This is a genomic window from uncultured Winogradskyella sp. (assembly GCF_947501905.1).
GTDB lineage: Bacteria > Bacteroidota > Bacteroidia > Flavobacteriales > Flavobacteriaceae > Winogradskyella.
The window spans coordinates 314,331-332,935 of the sequence record NZ_CANMXL010000001.1; the positions used below are offsets into that span (position 1 = coordinate 314,331).

Annotated in this window: 19 protein-coding genes; 9 read left to right on the forward strand and 10 right to left on the reverse strand. The window is 33.7% G+C overall.

All coding sequences use genetic code 11. The annotated features are described in order from the left end of the window. Positions 1 to 199 precede the first annotated feature (199 nt). Genes gpmI through Q0770_RS01565 form a run of 4 tightly spaced genes read left to right on the forward strand, consistent with a single transcriptional unit; the run spans position 200 to position 3,767 of the window. The gene (gpmI, locus tag Q0770_RS01550) at positions 200 to 1,717 is read left to right on the forward strand and encodes a 2,3-bisphosphoglycerate-independent phosphoglycerate mutase (RefSeq protein ID WP_299113301.1); all 1,518 of its coding nucleotides are present in this window, start codon (positions 200 to 202) and stop codon (positions 1,715 to 1,717) included. Between the two features lie 3 nt (positions 1,718 to 1,720). Beyond that, on the forward strand, positions 1,721 to 2,134 hold the full coding sequence (locus tag Q0770_RS01555; RefSeq protein ID WP_299113303.1) for a BT0820 family HAD-type phosphatase: 414 nt from the start codon (positions 1,721 to 1,723) through the stop codon (positions 2,132 to 2,134). A 47-nt stretch (positions 2,135 to 2,181) separates the two neighbouring features. After that, positions 2,182 to 3,000 carry a type I methionyl aminopeptidase gene (gene map, locus Q0770_RS01560; protein WP_299113305.1) on the forward strand — a complete coding sequence of 273 codons (819 nt, stop codon included), beginning with the start codon at positions 2,182 to 2,184 and terminating at the stop codon, positions 2,998 to 3,000. Next, positions 3,000 to 3,767: a class I SAM-dependent methyltransferase gene (locus Q0770_RS01565; protein WP_299113307.1), complete on the forward strand. Its 768-nt coding sequence runs from the start codon at positions 3,000 to 3,002 to the stop codon at positions 3,765 to 3,767. Before map ends, Q0770_RS01565 begins: the two co-directional genes overlap by 1 nt. A 2-nt stretch (positions 3,768 to 3,769) precedes the next feature. Here the strand turns inward: Q0770_RS01565 and Q0770_RS01570 are convergent, their stop codons facing one another. Genes Q0770_RS01570 through Q0770_RS01580 form a run of 3 tightly spaced genes read right to left on the reverse strand, consistent with a single transcriptional unit; the run spans position 3,770 to position 5,989 of the window. Continuing rightward, entirely contained in the window at positions 3,770 to 4,747 is a 978-nt protein-coding gene (locus Q0770_RS01570) for an FAD:protein FMN transferase (protein ID WP_299113309.1), read from the reverse strand. Between the two features lie 5 nt (positions 4,748 to 4,752). Continuing rightward, positions 4,753 to 5,130, reverse strand: a complete 378-nt coding sequence (locus Q0770_RS01575) for a Na(+)-translocating NADH-quinone reductase subunit F (protein WP_299113311.1) — start codon at positions 5,128 to 5,130, stop codon at positions 4,753 to 4,755. Next, complete coding sequence (locus tag Q0770_RS01580; protein WP_299113313.1) at positions 5,123 to 5,989, reverse strand: DUF4846 domain-containing protein; 867 nt, start codon at positions 5,987 to 5,989, stop codon at positions 5,123 to 5,125. The genes Q0770_RS01575 and Q0770_RS01580 overlap by 8 nt, the downstream gene beginning before the upstream one ends. A 56-nt stretch (positions 5,990 to 6,045) precedes the next feature. Between Q0770_RS01580 and Q0770_RS01585 the strand changes: the two genes are divergently transcribed. Then, entirely contained in the window at positions 6,046 to 7,485 is a 1,440-nt protein-coding gene (locus Q0770_RS01585; RefSeq protein WP_299113315.1) for a DASS family sodium-coupled anion symporter, read from the forward strand. A 116-nt stretch (positions 7,486 to 7,601) separates the two neighbouring features. After that, positions 7,602 to 8,051 (forward strand): Na(+)-translocating NADH-quinone reductase subunit F, encoded by a 450-nt coding sequence (locus tag Q0770_RS01590; RefSeq protein ID WP_299113318.1) that lies wholly within the window; start codon positions 7,602 to 7,604, stop codon positions 8,049 to 8,051. Between the two features lie 73 nt (positions 8,052 to 8,124). On the opposite strand, the gene nqrF is transcribed toward Q0770_RS01590, so the two are convergent. The 6 genes from nqrF to Q0770_RS01620 are packed head-to-tail and all read right to left on the reverse strand — an operon-like array spanning position 8,125 to position 14,149. Next, positions 8,125 to 9,435, reverse strand: coding sequence for an NADH:ubiquinone reductase (Na(+)-transporting) subunit F (gene nqrF, locus Q0770_RS01595; RefSeq protein WP_299113320.1), 1,311 nt, complete (start codon positions 9,433 to 9,435; stop codon positions 8,125 to 8,127). 2 nt (positions 9,436 to 9,437) lie between these two features. After that, positions 9,438 to 10,160, reverse strand: coding sequence for an NADH:ubiquinone reductase (Na(+)-transporting) subunit E (nqrE, locus tag Q0770_RS01600; RefSeq protein WP_299113322.1), 723 nt, complete (start codon positions 10,158 to 10,160; stop codon positions 9,438 to 9,440). 33 nt (positions 10,161 to 10,193) lie between these two features. Further along, a complete protein-coding gene (locus tag Q0770_RS01605) occupies positions 10,194 to 10,838 on the reverse strand; it encodes an NADH:ubiquinone reductase (Na(+)-transporting) subunit D (RefSeq protein ID WP_299113324.1) in 645 nt (214 codons plus the stop codon). Position 10,839: 1 nt separating this feature from the next. Further along, complete coding sequence (locus Q0770_RS01610) at positions 10,840 to 11,586, reverse strand: Na(+)-translocating NADH-quinone reductase subunit C (RefSeq protein ID WP_299113326.1); 747 nt, start codon at positions 11,584 to 11,586, stop codon at positions 10,840 to 10,842. A gap of 2 nt (positions 11,587 to 11,588) precedes the next feature. Then, the gene (locus Q0770_RS01615) at positions 11,589 to 12,797 is read right to left on the reverse strand and encodes an NADH:ubiquinone reductase (Na(+)-transporting) subunit B (protein WP_299113328.1); all 1,209 of its coding nucleotides are present in this window, start codon (positions 12,795 to 12,797) and stop codon (positions 11,589 to 11,591) included. Further along, positions 12,797 to 14,149, reverse strand: a complete 1,353-nt coding sequence (locus Q0770_RS01620) for a Na(+)-translocating NADH-quinone reductase subunit A (protein WP_299113330.1) — start codon at positions 14,147 to 14,149, stop codon at positions 12,797 to 12,799. The genes Q0770_RS01615 and Q0770_RS01620 overlap by 1 nt, the downstream gene beginning before the upstream one ends. 185 nt (positions 14,150 to 14,334) lie before the next feature. Here Q0770_RS01620 and Q0770_RS01625 point away from each other — a divergent pair, with 185 nt between their 5' ends. From Q0770_RS01625 to apaG, 3 genes are all read left to right on the forward strand, one after another. After that, positions 14,335 to 15,582, forward strand: coding sequence for a type IX secretion system plug protein domain-containing protein (locus Q0770_RS01625; RefSeq protein ID WP_299113332.1), 1,248 nt, complete (start codon positions 14,335 to 14,337; stop codon positions 15,580 to 15,582). A gap of 81 nt (positions 15,583 to 15,663) precedes the next feature. Next, entirely contained in the window at positions 15,664 to 17,061 is a 1,398-nt protein-coding gene (locus Q0770_RS01630; RefSeq protein ID WP_299113334.1) for an aminotransferase class V-fold PLP-dependent enzyme, read from the forward strand. Between the two features lie 36 nt (positions 17,062 to 17,097). Beyond that, positions 17,098 to 17,484 carry a Co2+/Mg2+ efflux protein ApaG gene (gene apaG / locus Q0770_RS01635; RefSeq protein WP_188373655.1) on the forward strand — a complete coding sequence of 129 codons (387 nt, stop codon included), beginning with the start codon at positions 17,098 to 17,100 and terminating at the stop codon, positions 17,482 to 17,484. Here the strand turns inward: apaG and Q0770_RS01640 are convergent. Then, on the reverse strand, positions 17,481 to 18,488 hold the full coding sequence (locus tag Q0770_RS01640) for a DUF6695 family protein (protein WP_299113337.1): 1,008 nt from the start codon (positions 18,486 to 18,488) through the stop codon (positions 17,481 to 17,483). The two genes, apaG and Q0770_RS01640, sit on opposite strands and share 4 nt — an antisense overlap. Between the last annotated feature and the right edge of the window lie 117 nt (positions 18,489 to 18,605).

Consider the following 18,605-nt stretch of genomic DNA (forward strand, 5'->3'; position numbering starts at 1 on the left):
TATCTGTTACATAATAGAAAGAGGTATAACAATTATTTAACGGTTTGGAAACAAATATGTTAAGGTCTTCACAATTAACTAATTCGAGACAATATTTAAGATTCGTTCAAATAAAAAACAGATAATCTTATTTTTTTTGATATTGAAATATGATATAATCTGCTAAGTGTTATCTTTGATAATTCACTAACAGATTACAATGAATAAAAAAGTAATTCTCATGATTTTGGATGGTTGGGGCATGTCTCCAGACCCAAAAGTTTCCGCAATAGATAATGCGCAAACACCATTTATAGATTCACTTTACACAACATACCCAAATGCTACACTAAGAACCGATGGACTACACGTAGGATTGCCTGAAGGGCAAATGGGTAATAGCGAAGTAGGACATATGAATTTGGGAGCTGGACGTATCGTCTATCAAGATTTAGTGAAAATTAATTTGGCTGTTGAGAACAAAACACTTCAAGAAGAAAAAGTACTTAAAGATGCTTTTGCTTATGCAAAAAGCAATAATAAAAATATTCACCTTTTAGGTTTAGTTAGTGATGGAGGTGTACATTCACATATTAATCACTTATTTGGGTTATTAGATGCCACAAAAGAGAATGGCTTAAATAATGTCTTTGTCCATGCATTTACTGACGGGCGAGATGTAGACCCAAAATCGGGCTATGGTTTTATCACAGAACTTCAAGAAAAATTAGAAGAAACCAATGCAAAGCTTGCTACCGTTACTGGTCGCTATTATGCCATGGATAGAGATAAACGCTGGGAACGTGTAAAGATAGCTTATGATGCCATAGTTAATGGAGAAGGAAATAAAACATCATCTGTGCTTAAAGCTATTGAAGAGAGTTATGAAAACGATATTACAGACGAGTTTATAAAACCTATAGTTAATATAGACTCTCAAGGAAATGCTATAACTACTATAAAAGATGATGATATTGTCATTTCCTTTAACTTTAGAACGGATCGCGGACGTCAATTGACCGATGCTCTTTCGCAAAACGATTTCCATGAGTACAACATGCATAAATTAAAATTGCATTATGTAACTATGACAAATTATGATGAGAGCTTCAAGGGTATAAATGTTATTTTCAATAAAGATAACTTGACAGAAACCCTTGGTGAAATCTTAGAAAAACATAATAAGAAACAAATACGAATTGCAGAAACAGAAAAATATCCGCATGTCACATTTTTCTTTTCTGGCGGACAAGAAAAACCTTTTACAGGAGAAACAAGGATACTAAGAAACTCTCCAAAAGTAGCTACATATGATTTAAAACCAGAAATGAGTGCTTATGAATTGCGTGATGCTTTAATACCAGAATTAGAAAAAGGAGATGTTGATTTTGTATGTCTTAACTTTGCAAATGGAGACATGGTAGGTCATACTGGTGTTATGGAAGCCGCAATCAAAGCATGTGAAGCTGTTGATAAATGTGTAAAAGATGTGGTATCTACCGCTTTAGAAAATGATTACACTACAATTTTAATTGCTGACCATGGTAATTGCGAAACTATGATAAATCCTGATGGAACGCCGCATACAGCACATACCACAAATCCGGTTCCTGTGATTTTAATTGACAAAGAATTGCAACATATAAAAGATGGAATTTTAGGAGATATTGCGCCTACAATTTTACATTTAATAGGAATAAAACAACCTGAAGCTATGACACAACATACTTTAGTATAAATCATGCATTTTAAAGAGAAACTCATATTAGCTGTAGATTTTGACGGCACCATTGTTGAAGATGCCTATCCAAGTATAGGCAAGCCGCAGTTATTTGCCTTCGAAACACTTAAACGTCTGCAAAATGATGGCCATCGTCTTATTTTGTGGACTTACAGAGATGGAAAAAGACTAGAAGAAGCGGTTGCATTCTGCAAAGAAAATGGTGTTGAGTTTTATGCTGTAAATAAAAGCTTCCCAGAAGAACAATATTCAAAAGATAAAAGTCCAAAAATCCACGCCGATTTTTTTATCGATGATAGAAACATAGGTGGATTTATTGGCTGGGGGAAAGCTTACCAAATACTTACTAACGAAATCCCAAATATCGAAAAGCCAAAATCTAAAAAAGGGTTTTTCGGATTATTCAATAGATAATAATAGCACACATATTTTAGTATCTTTGCGCACCAATACCGAGTAAAATGATTGTTGCAAAAACAAAAGAAGAAATAGAATTAATGCGAGAAGCTGCGCTTGTAGTTTCTAAAACTTTAGGAGAAGTTGCCAAGGCTGTAAAACCTGGCGTAACGTCGCTTGAGTTGGATAAAATTGCTGAAGAGTGTATTAGAGACCAAGGTGCCATACCTGGGTTTTTAGGATTATATGATTTTCCTAATACTTTGTGTATGAGTCCTAACTCACAAGTTGTACATGGAATTCCTAATGATACGCCATTGGTTGAAGGTGATATTATTTCTATTGATTGTGGTGCAATAAAAAATGATTTTTATGGTGACCACGCTTACACATTTGCTATTGGTGAAATTGCACCTGAAACTCAAAAACTTTTAGAGGTCACTAAAGAATCATTATATGTTGGTATTCGAGAATTTAAACTTGGTAACCGCGTAGGTGATGTTGGTTTTGCCATACAAAAGTATTGCGAAGCTCATGGTTATGGGGTAGTAAGAGAATTAGTGGGTCATGGCTTAGGTCGTAAAATGCACGAAGATCCAGAAATGCCAAACTATGGCAAACGTGGTCGTGGAAAGAAGTTTATCGAAGGTATGGTTGTAGCCATAGAGCCAATGATAAATTTAGGAACACAACGCATTAAGCAACATAGAGATGGCTGGACCATTACAACATTAGACAATAAACCAAGTGCACATTTTGAGCATGATGTAGCTATTGTAGACGGCAAACCAGAATTGCTATCGACCTTTGCATATATCTACGATGCACTAGGTATAGAGAGTAATGAGGAAGAAGAGTTTAGACAAAATGCTCTAGTGCTTTAATGAAGCGTCTTTTCAAACTCATATTAAATACTATTCCTAGACCTTTATTGATTAGGTTAAGCTATATCGCTAGACCTATATTGGCTTTCTTTTTAAAAGGAAATACATTTACCGATCCAATTGATGGCAAAAGCTTTAAAAGTTTTTTGTCTTACGGCTATGGAAAACAACGTGATAATGTACTATCACCTTCTACACTAAGTCTAGAACGTCACAGATTACTCTGGCTATATTTACAAAACGAAACTGATTTCTTTTCTGCTAACAAAAAAATCCTACATTTTGCTCCTGAACAATGCTTCTTAAAACGTTTTAGAAAATTAGATAATCTCGACTACACTACAACCGATTTACTATCACCTATCGCTGACGTCAAAGCAGATATATGCAATCTTCCTTTTGAAGATAATAGTTACGACATTATTGTTTGCAATCATGTTTTAGAGCATATCCCTGATGATACCAAAGCAATGCAAGAGTTATATCGTGTTATGAAACCTGGTGGTTATGGAATTTTTCAAATTCCACAAGATTTAAATCGAGAGCAAACATTTGAAGACGACTCCATAACCGACAAAACAGAGCGTGCAAAAATATTTGGTCAATACGACCATGTGCGTGTTTATGGTCGTGATTATTTTGATAAGCTTCGTTCTATTGGTTTTAATGTTGATGAAATAGATTACACTTCTCAACTTTCCGAAGAAGACATAGAAACATACTGTTTAGCCAAAGGCGAAATTATTCCTATGGTTTATAAAAACTAATCTCACTCTGGAAACCCATTCAGGCTCAAAGTTTGTAAAGTATTACTCTCATTCAAGTAGATAAAATACACTTGTAACTCAGGATGAAACTTTAAAAACTCTTTAGTGCCTTCTACTCCCATTGCCTGAAAAGTAGTTGCATAACCATCCGCTAACATAGCATTTGGTGCAATTACCGAAACACTTAAAACATTAGTTTTTGTAGGATAACCCGTTTTAGTATCAATGATATGAGCATATCTATTCCCAGCTTCATCGACCTTAAACTTACGATACGTGCCAGAAGTCGCCATACCTTTATTAGTTAATGTTATGGCTTTTGAATACGATTTGGTATCATCAAAATTTGGGTCCTCAATACCAACTGTCCAGCCTTTTCCACTTTCTTTATTAATACCTGAAGCACGTAAATCGCCCCCAATATCAACTAAAAAATCACCAATACCTTTTGATGCTATAAATTCTGAGATAACATCAATACCATAACCTTTAGCAATAGCATTAAAATCCAAATAAGCTTTATTTTGCCTAATAAATTTTGTTGGCGTTTTTATAACTCTATCAAAACCAACATAAGTCATTAAATTATTAATAGTTGTACTATCTGTCAAAAATTTATTTTCATCTGGACCAAAATTCCATGCGTTAACTACATTACCAATTGTTGGATCAAAAACACCTTTTGATTCTTTAAAGATTTTCTTAGACGCATTAAATACTTTTATAAAATGCGCATCAACTTCTACAGGTTCATTTCTGTTCCACTTAGATATATCAGAATCTGAAATATATGTCGAAAGTGAGTTATTAATTACAGCAAACAAGCTATCAAACTCTTTTTGATAATTAGTTTCAGAATAATATTGAATATTATAAGTTGTGCCAAAGATAGGCCCACTCAACTTAGTATTTGTTGGTTCTTTTTCTTCACATGAAACAAAAAGTACTACTATACTTAAAACTAAAAAAAATCTTCTCATTTGGGTTAGTTTAAATTGGCTTCAATAACTTGAATGCCATTATATTCAATTAAATAATCTTCATTAAGATAGATTGGCAAATCTTCACCATTAGGATTTCCTAGACCGACTCCAGCATATAATACTTTGGCATCTTTCTTAAAAGCATGCTGCTTAAAGGTTTCCATCCAAACTATATCGTAATTATTCGGATTTTCAGGCAAAATAGTAGCTCTAACTATCACAAAAAAATATTGACTATTCTTATCGATACAAACAAATTGCGGATGCTTTTTAAGCTTACTATTTATAGCCACAAATTCAAAACCACGAGATTCTAAATCCTTACCAACATAATTCATGGCAAGGTTGTGTAGTTCCTGTTTTGATAATGGTTTACTCATCTTTAAATCTCACAAACTTAGAGTTTGTAAAGGTAAAGCCTGGCACAGATATTTCCGAATTTAATTGCAATTTATACCATGGAGAAATAGCAGAATCATCCAAGTTTTTTAATAAATGAATACTTTGTGCAGGTGTATTGCCTTGAATAAGTAGAAACATACGCTCATCATTTTCATTTTGGGTTATATCTGCAATCATAATAACATGCCCAGGAAAACCACCTACTATAAGCATATCCCCAATCTTTAAGTCTTTAATTGATTTAATTTCTTTCAACTCATTATTTAGAGACATGGTACCAGAATACGTATAGATAAGATTAAGGTATTTATAGAAATTAGCTTTAGAGTTATCTGATTGTGCTGTCTTATGAAACGTTACTTTATTACCATTAATTTTTGGCCTGTAACCTTCGGCATATTTTTGCCAAGAGCAATAATGCCCGCTTGTAAACTTAAAGCCTATTTTACCTTTCTGATTCGTTTTCCAAAGATATTCACTTCTTAATCTAATTAGAGCATCTGCACATTGCTGCAATCCATTACTCGGTACATCAACATCTAAAACGCCTACATGTCCTAACTGATAGAAATAAGGTTCACCATCATAATTAATGACCTTGGTTCCAAATTTTTTGAGATTTTGATGCCTTATATAATGCTGAAATGATGAAGAATCATATGGCACTCTAGTAAAACCTTCAGGAATCTTCACTCTTTCTTTTATGTTTTTTCCGCTTTTGTTTAAGTACGTAGGCTTGGTTACAACTGCCACAACTGTTTGCTTCACAGGTTGAAACTGAAACGCAAAAACAACAATAGCAACAATTACAAAAAGAAAGAAGAGTAGTTTTTTCATCAATAGTAGTAACGGTTAATATGAGAAGTTTCGTATTTAATTTCTATTTTTAAGTCATGAGTAACTACCCATTATCAAAACGTATTGGCCTTTTTTTTGGACCAATTTTATTTTTAGTAATTCAATTTTCTTCATTTAACTTGATTTCCGAGACCGCAGATACAGTAATCGGCGTTGCGCTTTGGATGGTTATTTGGTGGATTACAGAGGCTGTTTCAATATCTGTTACCGCACTTTTACCACTTTTATTATTTCCACTTTTCAAAATTATGCCAATGGCAGATGTAGGTGCAAACTATGGAAGTCCAATCGTATTTCTTTTCTTTGGTGGTTTTGTTTTGGCTTTAGCATTAGAAAAAGTGAATCTTCATAAACGTATAGCCTTAACTATAATTAATCTTACCGGCACATCACCAAACCGTGTTATTTTGGGGTTTATGATTGCTACAGCTTTTATGAGCATGTGGATTAGTAACACTGCAAGTACAGTAGTAATGCTTCCTATTGCCATGTCTGTAATTAATCTTTTAATAGACGATAAAGATGGCTTTACAAAAGCCGATAAAAATTTTGCGCTAAGTGTTATGCTAGGTATTGCATTTGCAGCCAACGCTGGCGGAATAGCTACTGTTATTGGCACACCACCAAACTCGGTATTGATAGGATTATTAGAAAACGAATATAATATGGAAGTTTCATTTGCAAAATGGATGTCGTTTGGATTACCATTTTCAGTATTACTCATAACTATTGTATATCTGGTTCTAGTAAAGTTTTTATTTCCGTGTAAAGATTTAGTTTTTGGCGCATCATCATCTGTGATTTCAGATGAGTTAAAAAAATTAGGAAAGCTGACGCCTAAAGAGCGTCATGTATTAATCATTTTTGCAGTTATTGTTTCGCTATGGATTTTTAGAGGTCTTATCAATTCACTATTACCCAATTTAAAACTTTCTGACACCATTATAAGTATTTTTGGTGCAATTGCCCTATTTGCCATTCCGCATAACTTAAAGAAAGGAGATTTTGTTTTGCAATGGAAAGATACTCAGAAACTAGCTTGGGGTATTTTAATTCTTTTCGGTGGTGGACTAGCATTAGCTAAAGGCATGTCTGCAAGTGGCATTGTGGACGTTGTTGCAAATGGCATCTCAAATGCAAATATTGGTATTCTAATTACCGCTTCTTTACTAATTCTGCTCATGTTATTTATGACTGAATTAATGAGTAATGTTGCACTTACCGCAGTTCTAATTCCAGTAGTAGCAGGTATAGCTATTGGATTAGAAATTCCCATTTTACATTTATTGATTCCGGTAACAATTGCGAGCAGTTGTGCCTTTATGTTACCTATGGCTACACCGCCAAATGCTATAGTTTTTGCTAGTGGTTTTATTAAAGTGCATCAAATGGCTCGTGCTGGTATTATCTTGAATTTGATTTCTGTAGCTTTATTAATCTTATTATTTCAATTTGTGATGCCGATTTTGTTTTAAATAAAATCGCTTTTTGATGACATTTTTAAAGATTGAAAGGAATCATCTACAAACCTTAACATCCTAACGCTCAATTTTTTCGTATCTTAATTGTCCGAAAAAGAAAAATTGATACTATGAAAACTTCAAAACGTTTTGAAGCTGCTATAGAAAAACTCTATACAGCATTTCATAATAATACACTAAATCCTGAATGTTGTAAACAATGTGCAGTAGGTAATATTTTGAATAACACTGAAAGTTGGAAATATTTATCTGATGAGCATGGCTCTACTAATTTGAATTATATTGGAACATTTCATCAGAATTTAGGGCGTCGTTTTAATGGTTATACACCATTAGAGTTATTGACTATTGAATCTATTTTCTTAAAAGCCTGCGGTTACAAACTACCATTACATCATAAAAACGGAAAACCAAACAACCCAACAGATAAGCATGTGCTTTTTAAAGCACTAACAGCTGTGATATCACATCTGTGTAGACTAGAAGGTATAGCAAACATTATGAACTACTCTAAACTCTTTGAGTACGAAAATGATAAACCAAAATATGCATTAGCTTAATAAGAATTTTAATAGCATAATACAAAAACCCAACACTTTCGTGTTGGGTTTTTGTATTTATATCATCTGAAGTTTATCCTCCAAAGTCATCAAATCTAATATGCTCATCTGGGATTCCAAAATCCTCTCCCATTTTCTGTACTGCTTGGTTCATTAATGGTGGTCCGCAGAAGTATAATTCTATATCCTCTGGCGCTTCGTGATGATTTAAATAATTATCAATAACACAATTATGAATAAATCCTACAAAACCGTCACCAGCTTCATCATTAATATCTTTTTTCACTTTCCAATTGTCTTCTTCTAAAGGCTCAGAAAGTGCCATATAGAATTTAAAATTAGGAAAATCTTGTTCTAATTTTCTAAAGTGCTCGATGTAGAACAATTCACGCTTAGAACGTCCACCGTACCAATAAGTCACTTTACGTCCAGTCTTAATGGTTCTGAATAATTCGTATAAGTGCGAACGCATTGGCGCCATACCAGCACCACCACCTACATAAAGCATTTCGCTTTCAGACTCGTTAATAAAGAATTCACCATAAGGACCAGATATCGTTACTTTATCTCCTGGTTTTTGCGCAAAAATATAAGATGAAGCCACACCTGGATTCACATCCATCCATTGGTTTTTAGACCTATCCCATGGCGGTGTTGCAATACGTACATTAAGCATAATTTCTCGACCTTCAGCTGGGTAAGAAGCCATTGAATAAGCACGCTCAACAATTTCAGTGTTTTTCATAGTTAATGGCCAAAGCCCAAACTTATCCCATTCCGCTTGAAATTTATCCGCTACTTCATGCTCTTCAGGGTGTGCTGTAATATCAATATCTGAGTATTTAATTTCACACTCAGGAATTTCAATCTGAATATATCCACCGGCTTTGTATCCCATATCTTCAGGAATCTCAACAACAAATTCCTTAATAAAAGAAGCCACATTATAGTTACGCACAACTGTTGCCTCCCATTTTTTGATACCAAATACTTCTTCAGGAATAGTAATTTCCATATCCTGCTTTACTTTTACCTGACAAGATAAACGCGCCCCATGTTGTAATTCTTTACGAGAGAAGTGAGGTGTTTCAGTTGGTAATGCTTCTCCTCCACCTGATAAAACGTGACACTCGCATTGAATACAAGTTCCACCACCACCACAAGCAGATGGTAAGAAAATTTTATTTCCACCTAAGGTAGATAATAAAGTTCCACCTGAAGCTACTTCTATTTCACGTTCGCCATTAATCAGAATCTTTACTGGACCAGATGGCGATAGTTTTTGCTTTACAAATAGTAATAAACTCACCAATACCAACGTAATTAACAAAAACGCTGCTACAGTGGCTAATACTGTTCCTAATGTACTTGCTGCTAAAATCATATTTAGTCTATAGTTTTTGTATTCTCAGCTAATTCCTTAGCTGTTTCAGTTTGTTTTTCTTCTATTTGAATAGCTTGCTCAGTCTTAGGTGCTTCTTCTTCATCGCCTCCGGTTAACATTCCTCCAAAGCTTAAGAATCCAATACCCATCAAACCAGTGATTATAAACGTAATCCCTAGACCTCTTAACGGTGCAGGCACTGCGCTATACCTAATTTTTTCACGAATAGCTGCAATAGCCAATATGGCTAAGAACCAACCAATCCCAGATGATATTCCGTAATTAAGTGCTAATCCAAAAGTTTCGATTTCACGAGATTGCATAAACAATGAACCACCTAAAATGGCACAGTTTACAGCAATTAATGGCAAAAATATACCTAACGAATTATATAATGAAGGAGAAAACTTCTCTACTACAATTTCTACTAATTGTACCATTGTTGCTATCGTTGCAATAAACATGATGAAAGACAAAAAGCCTAAATCATAATCTGCATATTCAGGACCTAACCATGATAATGCCCCTGGTTGCAATAAATATTGGTCTAATAACCAGTTTAATGGTACTGTAATGGCTAATACAAATATTACTGCGGCACCAAGACCCACAGCTGTTGCTACTTTTTTAGAAACTGCTAAATACGAACACATTCCTAAAAACACGGCAAATACCATGTTATCTATAAAAATGGATTTGAAAAATAATTCTAAATGTTCTATCATTTTCTTATGCTTTTATAGTTGAAGCTATAACGCTTAATCTTCTATTAAATCTTTATTTCTACTACGTTGTACCCAAATAATGAGTCCTACAATGATTAAAGCCATTGGCGGCATTAACATAAAACCATTATTCTCATATCCTATAGAGTAAACAAATGTCTTTTCAATTGGATCTCCTAAAACAGGAATACCTAATAAAGTACCCGACCCCAATAACTCTCTAAAGAAACCTACGATAATAAGAATAACTGCATAGCCAAGTGCATTACCAATACCATCTAAAAAGGATTTCCAAGGTCCATTACCCAAGGCGAAGGCTTCAAAACGTCCCATAATAATACAGTTGGTAATAATTAATCCAACAAATACTGATAGGGTTTTACTTAGCTCGTAAGCAAAAGCCTTAAGCACTTGATCAACTATAATTACTAGTGAAGCTACAACAATAAGTTGTACAATAATTCTAATTTTTGATGGTATAATATTTCTTATTAAAGAAATAACTACGTTACCTATTCCTAATACAAACAATACGGCAATACTCATAACAATAGAAGCTTTAAGCTCTGCTGTAATTGCTAATGCTGAACATATACCTAATACCTGAATAGTAATTGGGTTATTATCTGCTAACGGGTCTGTAATTAACTTTGCGTCTTTTTTTGAAAGTAGTCCCATATTATTGTAAAGTTTTAAAGTAAGGTAAATACAATTTTAAGTCTTTCTTAATCATTGCAGATACGCCATCTCCTGTAATCGTAGCACCTGCTAAAGCATCAACTTCGTAATCGTCTTTAATTTTATTTGTTGGGTCATTGTTACCTTTTGCAACTGTAATGCCTTTGAACACACCCGCATCAGTTAATAAACGTTCACCATTAAAATCATCCATAAAATAACGTTGCTTAATATTTGCACCTAGACCAGGTGTTTCACCTTTATGATCAAAAAATGCACCTTGCACAACCATATCTGCATCTAAAGCTACATAGCCCCAAATAGCATCCCATAAACCTTTTCCTCTAATTGGTGCTACATAGAACGTCTTACCATCTTTTTCTCCAACAAATAAAGGCAAACGTCTTGTCCCCCCGTTTTTAGCTTTGGCTTGTTCTTTCTTAATATCAATTAAATAAGCTTCGTTATCTTCTTTGGCTTCTCCATTTTCGATAACTAATTGTTGCTTTATATATTTAGAAAATTCATCAGCAACCTTATCAGTAGAAACAAAAGTAATATCTCCTTTGTCTACATTACCATTAACACCCATTGCATAAAGGATGTTTTGTTGCTTTTCCATTCTTTCATTTTCATCAATATTTGGAGCTAATGAAGATGCTGTGAAGGCCAGTAATGAGCCTACAACTAAAACCATTATTACTGCAAATATGATGGTGTACGAATTTTTATCTGTATCAACTGCCATAATTATGCTGCTTTTACTTTTACACGTTTAAGTCTTCGCTTTACATTGCCTTGTATCACATAGTGATCAATAGTCGGTGCGAAAACATTCATTAATAATATTGCTAAGAATACACCTTCTGGGTATGCTGGATTAAATACACGAATCATAATAGAAATAAATCCGATTAAAAAACCGTAAATCCATTTTCCTTTATTGGTTTGTGCCGCAGTCACAGGGTCTGTTGCCATATAAACCGCACCAAATAAAATACTACCTATAATTAGATGTTGCCAGAAAGGCACATTCATTAATCCGTAAAATTTACTTGATTCACCAATCCATTCTGCAGAAACAACACCATTAAAGATTAAGCCCATTGTTAAAGCTCCAATTAATGTAGAAACAATAATTCTCCAGCTTCCAATTTTAGTAAAGATTAAGAATAAGGCACCTATAATAATTAAGAATTTAGATGTCTCTCCAACCGAACCAGGAATAATTCCCCAGAACATATCCCAAATATCATGGCCTAATGTGCCATTATTTTGAGCTAAACTTCCTAAAATTGTTTCTCCTGAATAAGCATCTGGTGTTCCAGTTGCCGCATTAGCTCCATGAACCCAAACTTTATCGCCTGACATCCAAGTAGGATATGCAAAGAATAAGAATGCACGAATAGTTAATGCAGGATTAAGAATATTCATTCCAGTACCACCAAAAACTTCTTTACCTATAACAACACCAAAAACAACTGCTACTGACAACATCCATAATGGAATATCTACAGGAACAATTAATGGCACTAGCATACCAGTAACTAAATAACCTTCCTCAACTTCGTGTCCTTTAATAATTGCAAAAACAAATTCTACTGCTAAACCTACGCCATAAGAAACGACCACTAACGGAAGCACTTTCCAAAGACCAATAACTAAGTTATCCCAAGTCCAAAATGAAGCTCCTAAAAAACCATCAGCACGCTCAATTAAACCTTGAGCTAAATAATGTTGATAACCCGCATTAAACATACCAAATATTAAACATGGTACTAAGGCCATGATTACTGTATTCATTGTACGCTTTAAATCGTCAGCTGCCTTAATATGAGTCCCATTATGAGTGGTCTCATTTGGCATGTATAAAAACGTGAATAAAGCATTAAATCCAGGAAGCCATTTTTTGTCCTGATTCTTAACTTTAAAATTGTGTAATTTTTGTTTTAAACCCATTATCCTATCTCTTTAAGCATTAAGTCTAATCCTTCTCTTATAATTTTTTGATGTGGTTGTTTAGACACACAAATAAACTCTGTTAACGCAAAATCTTCAGGAGCAACTTCGTACATTCCTAAAGCTTCCATCTCATCTAAATCCTTATACATACATGCTTTTAAGATTTGTAAAGGATAAATATCTAAAGGAAATACTTGCTCGTAGTTACCTGTAACAACAAATGCGCGATGCTCGCCGTTGGTATTTGTATTTAAATCATACTTCTTATTTGGAGTTAACCAAGAAAAAGTCAATGCTCTAGAAGGAGATATTTTATTAAATACTGGTTTATTCCAACCGAAAAATTCGTAATCATCACCTTCAGGTATAACTGTTATTACATTGCTATAATAATCTAAACTCCCGTCTGGTTTTACTTCTTTCCCTGATAATACATTACCGGAAATAATCCTGTCATTACCATCCTTATCAACACCATTATCATATACCATTGTAGACACCTCAGCGCCTATTTTGGTTTTGAAATAACGTGGCTTTTTAACTGAAGAACCTGCTAATGCAACCGTACGCTCAGCGTTAAACTTACCCGTTAACAATAGCTCTCCAATAATAACTAGATCTTGAGCATTTACTGTCCAAACTATCTCTCCCTTATTAACTGGGCTAAGCTTATTTATTAAAGTACCTACATTCCCTGATGGATGAGGACCAGAAACAGAATAAGTAGATGTATTATCTAAATTAGCTAAGGGTGAATTTGAACCTTTACCAACCGAAATATGAACACCACCATCCGTTAGTTTAGAAAGTGCGGTAACCGCTGCTTGTAATTCTGCTTCTTTGCCTGTTAAGGTGAAATCTAAATCAGCAGCTAATGGCGCAGAAGCATACCCAGAAATAAAAATAGCCTTAGGTGTATTGCTTGGGTTAGCAACAACATCGTAAGGACGTTGTTTAATAAAAGCCCAACAACCAGAAGCTAACAAATGTGCTTTTAAAGCATCTGCATCTGAGTTTAAGTCAAATTTACCATGGTCTACATAAGATTGCTCTTTGTCTGCCGTCACTTTAATTGCCATGATGCGACGTCTTTCGCCTCTTAGCACTTCAGTAACTTCACCAGAAGCAGGTGAAACAAACTTCATAGCTTCGTTATCTTTATTAAAAAATAATGTTTCTCCAGCTTTTACTTTTGCACCTTCTTTTGCAACAAGTTTTGGTGTAATACTGTGAAAATCTTCTGGCCTAACTGTGAAAGTATTGCTAATTATAGCATTTTCGGTGGTCTTTTCGGCTTCGCCAACCAATTTTATATCTAAGCCTTTTTTTATTCTAATGTCTTTTGACATATTTCTTAAGATTAGTTATCTAAAAAATCGGTGCAAAAATACGAATTAAAAGGGCAATTTTATACAATATATATTTGACATGATTTTATTTATAATTATTCTAAATAATATTTTTTTGAAGAAATTTTATAACTAAAATTAAAGGCATGGATTTTGATTATCTTTGTCTGTCAATAAATCTACGCATGATTAAAAAAACACTTTGTATATTATTTTTTCTGACTTGTCACATTATAGGTTTTTCTCAAACTGAAGAAATATTACCTCCAGATTTTATAAAAACTATAACTTTTAAAGGTAGCACTAGTCAAGCTCAGTTACCTATACTAAGATTAGGCGAGCCTTTTAGCCTTGAGTTTGATGCTCTTACCGGCAATGAAGAAGATTTCTACTATAAAATAGAGTATTTTGATTTTGACTGGAAGCCTTCTCAACTAGTTAAAGGAGAATATCTTAAAGGTATAGACAATGTGAGAATCATAAACTACCTAAATTCTTTAAATACGTATCAAATGTATTCGCATTACGATTTAAGAATCCCAAACCGACAAACTAAAGGATTATTAAAATCTGGCAATTACATGATTACAATCTATGACGATTATGACGAAGTCATGTTTTCTAGAAAGTTTATGATTGTAGAAGATATAGCTACCGTTGGTGTACAAGCAAAACGCACTCGTAATTTTGAAACTATTAATGAAAAACAAATTGTAAACATCAAGATTAATTCTGGCAGTATAAATCTTAACAATCCGCTGGAAACTATTAAGACATTGATTATTCAGAATAATAATTTAAATACCGCAATATCAGACTTAAAACCTCAATATACAATCGGCAGAGAACTGATATATAGATATGATGATGAAGCTTCGTTTTGGGCAGGAAATGAGTACTTAAATTTTGAGACCAAAAATGTTCGTACTGCAAGTTTAGGTATTCAATTTATAGACCTAAAAGATTTATATCACAGTTATTTATTTAAACAAATAAATAGAAAAAACAGACCTTACACCTGGAATCCTGATATAAACGGAAACTTTTTAGTTAATGCAATAGATGTTGATAATATTGACGTCCAAGCAGATTATACACTAGTACATTTTACACTTCTTGAAGATGAGTTTGTAGATAAAGACGTTTATGTATATGGCAACTTCAATAACTTTGCTATAGAAGATATGACTCGCATGTTCTATAATAGAGAAAGTGGCAATTACGAATGCATCTTAAAACTCAAGCAAGGGTTTTACAATTATAAATTCGTTACTGTAGATTCAGATGGTAATTTGGATGAAGGTGCCATAAGCGGTAATTTTTGGCAAACAGAAAATAATTATAAAGTTTTGGTATATTACAGAGACCTTGGTGCTCGCTTTGATAGGCTTATCGGGTTTGGCGAAACCAACTCAGAACGCATTAGAAATTAAAATCTATTTTCTAAAAAAGAATATTGTAAGTATCTTGAACATTTTTAGACAAATACGCCATTAATACTACACTATTTTAACATGCGACAAGACCTCAAACTATTTTCTGAATTATGTGATTTTCTATTTGAAGAGGAACAGAAAAATCCTGTTGCAAAACCAATTCCTACTTCAGAGTTATTTCAGAAATTAGATTTAAAACTAGGTAATGAAGGTGTTGTTGATGAGGCGTTGACTAACACTTTAAAGTCTATTATAGAACGCACACCAAAAACCGCTTCTAAATCTTTTTTCAATCAACTATTTGGAGGACGTATTGGCAAAGCTGCTCTTGGAGATTTATTAGCAGTAATGCTCAATAATAGCATGTACACTTATAAAGTTGCTGGTCCGCAAGTTGGTATTGAAAAAGAAATTATAGACAATATTTGTAGACTATCTGGTTATCCAGAAAATAGTGGAGGCACATTAGCAGCAGGTGGGTCTATGACTAACCTCATGGCCTTATTGATGGCTCGCGATTCTAAATTTCCCGAAATCAGAACCAATGGCATTTCGCAAAAAATAACATTATATACTTCCGAAGCATCACACTACTCTGCTTCAAAAAATGCTGTATTAACTGGCATTGGAAGAAACCAAGTTCGTTTTATCAAAACCAATAATCGAGGTGAGATGAGTGCTTCTCATTTAGAAAGCGTCATCAAAAACGATATTAAAGAAGGTTATAAGCCATTTTTTGTAAATGCTACTGCTGGGACAACCGTATTAGGTGCTTTTGATGATATTAAATCTATAAGTGAGGTATGTAAAACATACAGTTTATGGCTTCATGTAGATGGTGCTTATTGCGGTAGTGTTATCTTTAGCAAAACATATAAGCATTTGGTAAATGGACTGGATTTCTCTGATTCTTTTAGCCTAAACGGACATAAAATGTTAGGAACACCTCTAGGCTGTTCAATAATTATTACTAAGCATAAAGCTCAACTTCATCATTCGTTTTCTAATGAAGCAGACTATCTATACCAAACAGATGGCGACGATTTTAATCTTGGCAAAACATCGTTGCAGTGCGGAAGACGAAACGATGCATTAAAATTATGGACACTATGGAAGTCTGTCGGCACTAATGGCCTTGAACAGATTGTAGATCATCAATTTGAATTGGCTCAAACAGCTAGAGATTACATCAATAGTCATCCAGATTATACCCTTTACAGTTATGATGATTCTATCTCCGTTTGCTTTAATTACAAAGACATTCCCGCAAATGTGCTCTGCACTGCACTTTATGAAGATTCACAATTAATGGTGGGGTTTGGAAAATTTAATGATACAGAGTTTGTGCGTATGGTTACCATAAATACTGTCTTAGAAAAAGAAGATATTATTAATTTCTTTACGACTATTGAAACCTATGTATCTAAACATTTGTTAAAAAACGTTTCTCATAGCGAAACTTTAATTGACAAATAAAAAAATAGCTTATCTTCGTAAGGAACAAAAAAGGCGATGGTACAACAAGTTACGAGCGGAATTAAAATTTCGGTAGAAACTGATTTTGAAGGTACATTTTATAAAAACTATAAAATGAACTTTGCCTTCGCTTACAAAATTACCATTGAAAATCAGAGTAAAGACGTTGTACAACTCAACTCACGTTACTGGAAAATTAAAGATGCCTTAAACAATATTGAAGTTGTCCGAGGGGAAGGTGTCATTGGACAAAAACCTATTATCCAGCCAGGAGAATCGCATACATACAATTCGGGATGTTTATTAACGTCTCCTTTTGGGAGTATGCATGGCTACTACAATATGGTTAATTTCTCTAACTCTAAAAAATTCAAAGTTTACATCCCTTCTTTTAAACTAAGTGCTCCTTTTTCACTTAACTAAGATTCAAAATGCTTAGCAAATTCGAAGCGAAATGTTTTTGAGTTTTGCTGAATATGAAAGAATTTACAGTTTGAATAATGTATAAATTGATATTCCGAATCAATTTCAAACCCTTCAGAATCTATTTTATAAACACCATCACAGTCAATGTTCCCATATGGTGAAATTCTCCTGAATCTAAATTCGTCTTTACTTCCTAAATCGTAAATCTCAAACCAAGCACCTGCAGCAATACCACTTAACCATTGTGCGTGTATAGCTTTAACATTATTCTCTTTTGGTTTAATTGTACCAACTATACTTGGGTTATAACCTTTTAAAGTATCCAAGAATAAACGTCTATTTTCTTTACTGACTGTGGATGCAAATTCGTTTATTTCACCTTTATCAGTAACTCTATAAACAAAGTCTTCGGTATCAGCAATAACCACATTACCAATTGTACTTGGTGTAAACCACTTAGATTTTATAAGTTTAGTTTTTAGAACATTATCAGTCACTGAAGCAATTAAAGCATCAGTTACAAAGCGAGCACAATTACAAGCCTCACCTACAAAAGCCGCATAACGAATAAAACCCTCACTCTGCCTTTCTGTAATATGACTCCTAGCTAAATCATAATTAACAGAATTACATACTGAAGCATACAAATCACCATCGCCATGCGTTAATTTTGGATGCGAAGCTAAGAACTTTAAGACCTCATCAATATTCTGAATTTTATCATTTTTAATGTCTGCCTTTATAGGAAAATTGAGTTCAAAATCAGTTTCTCTACCTCGTACCCTACCATTTGGAGAAGCTGTTATATAACGACCAAAGTCATGATACTCTAAAACCCCTGTTTTTTTATCAATCAAAACCAATGCTGCATGGCCTGCTCTTACATGTTTTTTATTCCCAACAAATAAGAATCGCAGAAATTTTGAATACCATTCTTCAGCATGAGACACAATGGTTTCTGGATAAGCCATTGTAATTATAAAGGCATCATTTTTTTGCATATAAAAAATAAAAATATTTCACAGATAAGGAGTCTCTTTTGTGGGCATGAACTTACAAAATTTTATTTTGATATTGGTATTTGAAGCAACTTCAAAAAAACACTTTTGTTTTATAAA

What these genes read in the sequence shown, in the direction of transcription:
- Q0770_RS01610 (WP_299113326.1), bottom strand. Translation starts at nt 11,586, where the DNA reads ATGGCAGTTGATACAGATAAAAATTCGTACACCATCATATTTGCAGTA.
- Q0770_RS01585 (WP_299113315.1), top strand. Translation starts at nt 6,046, where the DNA reads ATGAGTAACTACCCATTATCAAAACGTATTGGCCTTTTTTTTGGACCA.
- gpmI (WP_299113301.1), top strand. Translation starts at nt 200, where the DNA reads ATGAATAAAAAAGTAATTCTCATGATTTTGGATGGTTGGGGCATGTCT.
- map (WP_299113305.1), top strand. Translation starts at nt 2,182, where the DNA reads ATGATTGTTGCAAAAACAAAAGAAGAAATAGAATTAATGCGAGAAGCT.
- nqrF (WP_299113320.1), bottom strand. Translation starts at nt 9,435, where the DNA reads ATGATTTTAGCAGCAAGTACATTAGGAACAGTATTAGCCACTGTAGCA.
- Q0770_RS01575 (WP_299113311.1), bottom strand. Translation starts at nt 5,130, where the DNA reads ATGAGTAAACCATTATCAAAACAGGAACTACACAACCTTGCCATGAAT.
- Q0770_RS01640 (WP_299113337.1), bottom strand. Translation starts at nt 18,488, where the DNA reads ATGCAAAAAAATGATGCCTTTATAATTACAATGGCTTATCCAGAAACC.
- apaG (WP_188373655.1), top strand. Translation starts at nt 17,098, where the DNA reads ATGGTACAACAAGTTACGAGCGGAATTAAAATTTCGGTAGAAACTGAT.
- Q0770_RS01605 (WP_299113324.1), bottom strand. Translation starts at nt 10,838, where the DNA reads ATGGGACTACTTTCAAAAAAAGACGCAAAGTTAATTACAGACCCGTTA.
- Q0770_RS01620 (WP_299113330.1), bottom strand. Translation starts at nt 14,149, where the DNA reads ATGTCAAAAGACATTAGAATAAAAAAAGGCTTAGATATAAAATTGGTT.
- nqrE (WP_299113322.1), bottom strand. Translation starts at nt 10,160, where the DNA reads ATGATAGAACATTTAGAATTATTTTTCAAATCCATTTTTATAGATAAC.
- Q0770_RS01570 (WP_299113309.1), bottom strand. Translation starts at nt 4,747, where the DNA reads ATGAGAAGATTTTTTTTAGTTTTAAGTATAGTAGTACTTTTTGTTTCA.
- Q0770_RS01630 (WP_299113334.1), top strand. Translation starts at nt 15,664, where the DNA reads ATGCGACAAGACCTCAAACTATTTTCTGAATTATGTGATTTTCTATTT.
- Q0770_RS01565 (WP_299113307.1), top strand. Translation starts at nt 3,000, where the DNA reads ATGAAGCGTCTTTTCAAACTCATATTAAATACTATTCCTAGACCTTTA.
- Q0770_RS01590 (WP_299113318.1), top strand. Translation starts at nt 7,602, where the DNA reads ATGAAAACTTCAAAACGTTTTGAAGCTGCTATAGAAAAACTCTATACA.
- Q0770_RS01580 (WP_299113313.1), bottom strand. Translation starts at nt 5,989, where the DNA reads ATGAAAAAACTACTCTTCTTTCTTTTTGTAATTGTTGCTATTGTTGTT.
- Q0770_RS01555 (WP_299113303.1), top strand. Translation starts at nt 1,721, where the DNA reads ATGCATTTTAAAGAGAAACTCATATTAGCTGTAGATTTTGACGGCACC.
- Q0770_RS01615 (WP_299113328.1), bottom strand. Translation starts at nt 12,797, where the DNA reads ATGGGTTTAAAACAAAAATTACACAATTTTAAAGTTAAGAATCAGGAC.
- Q0770_RS01625 (WP_299113332.1), top strand. Translation starts at nt 14,335, where the DNA reads ATGATTAAAAAAACACTTTGTATATTATTTTTTCTGACTTGTCACATT.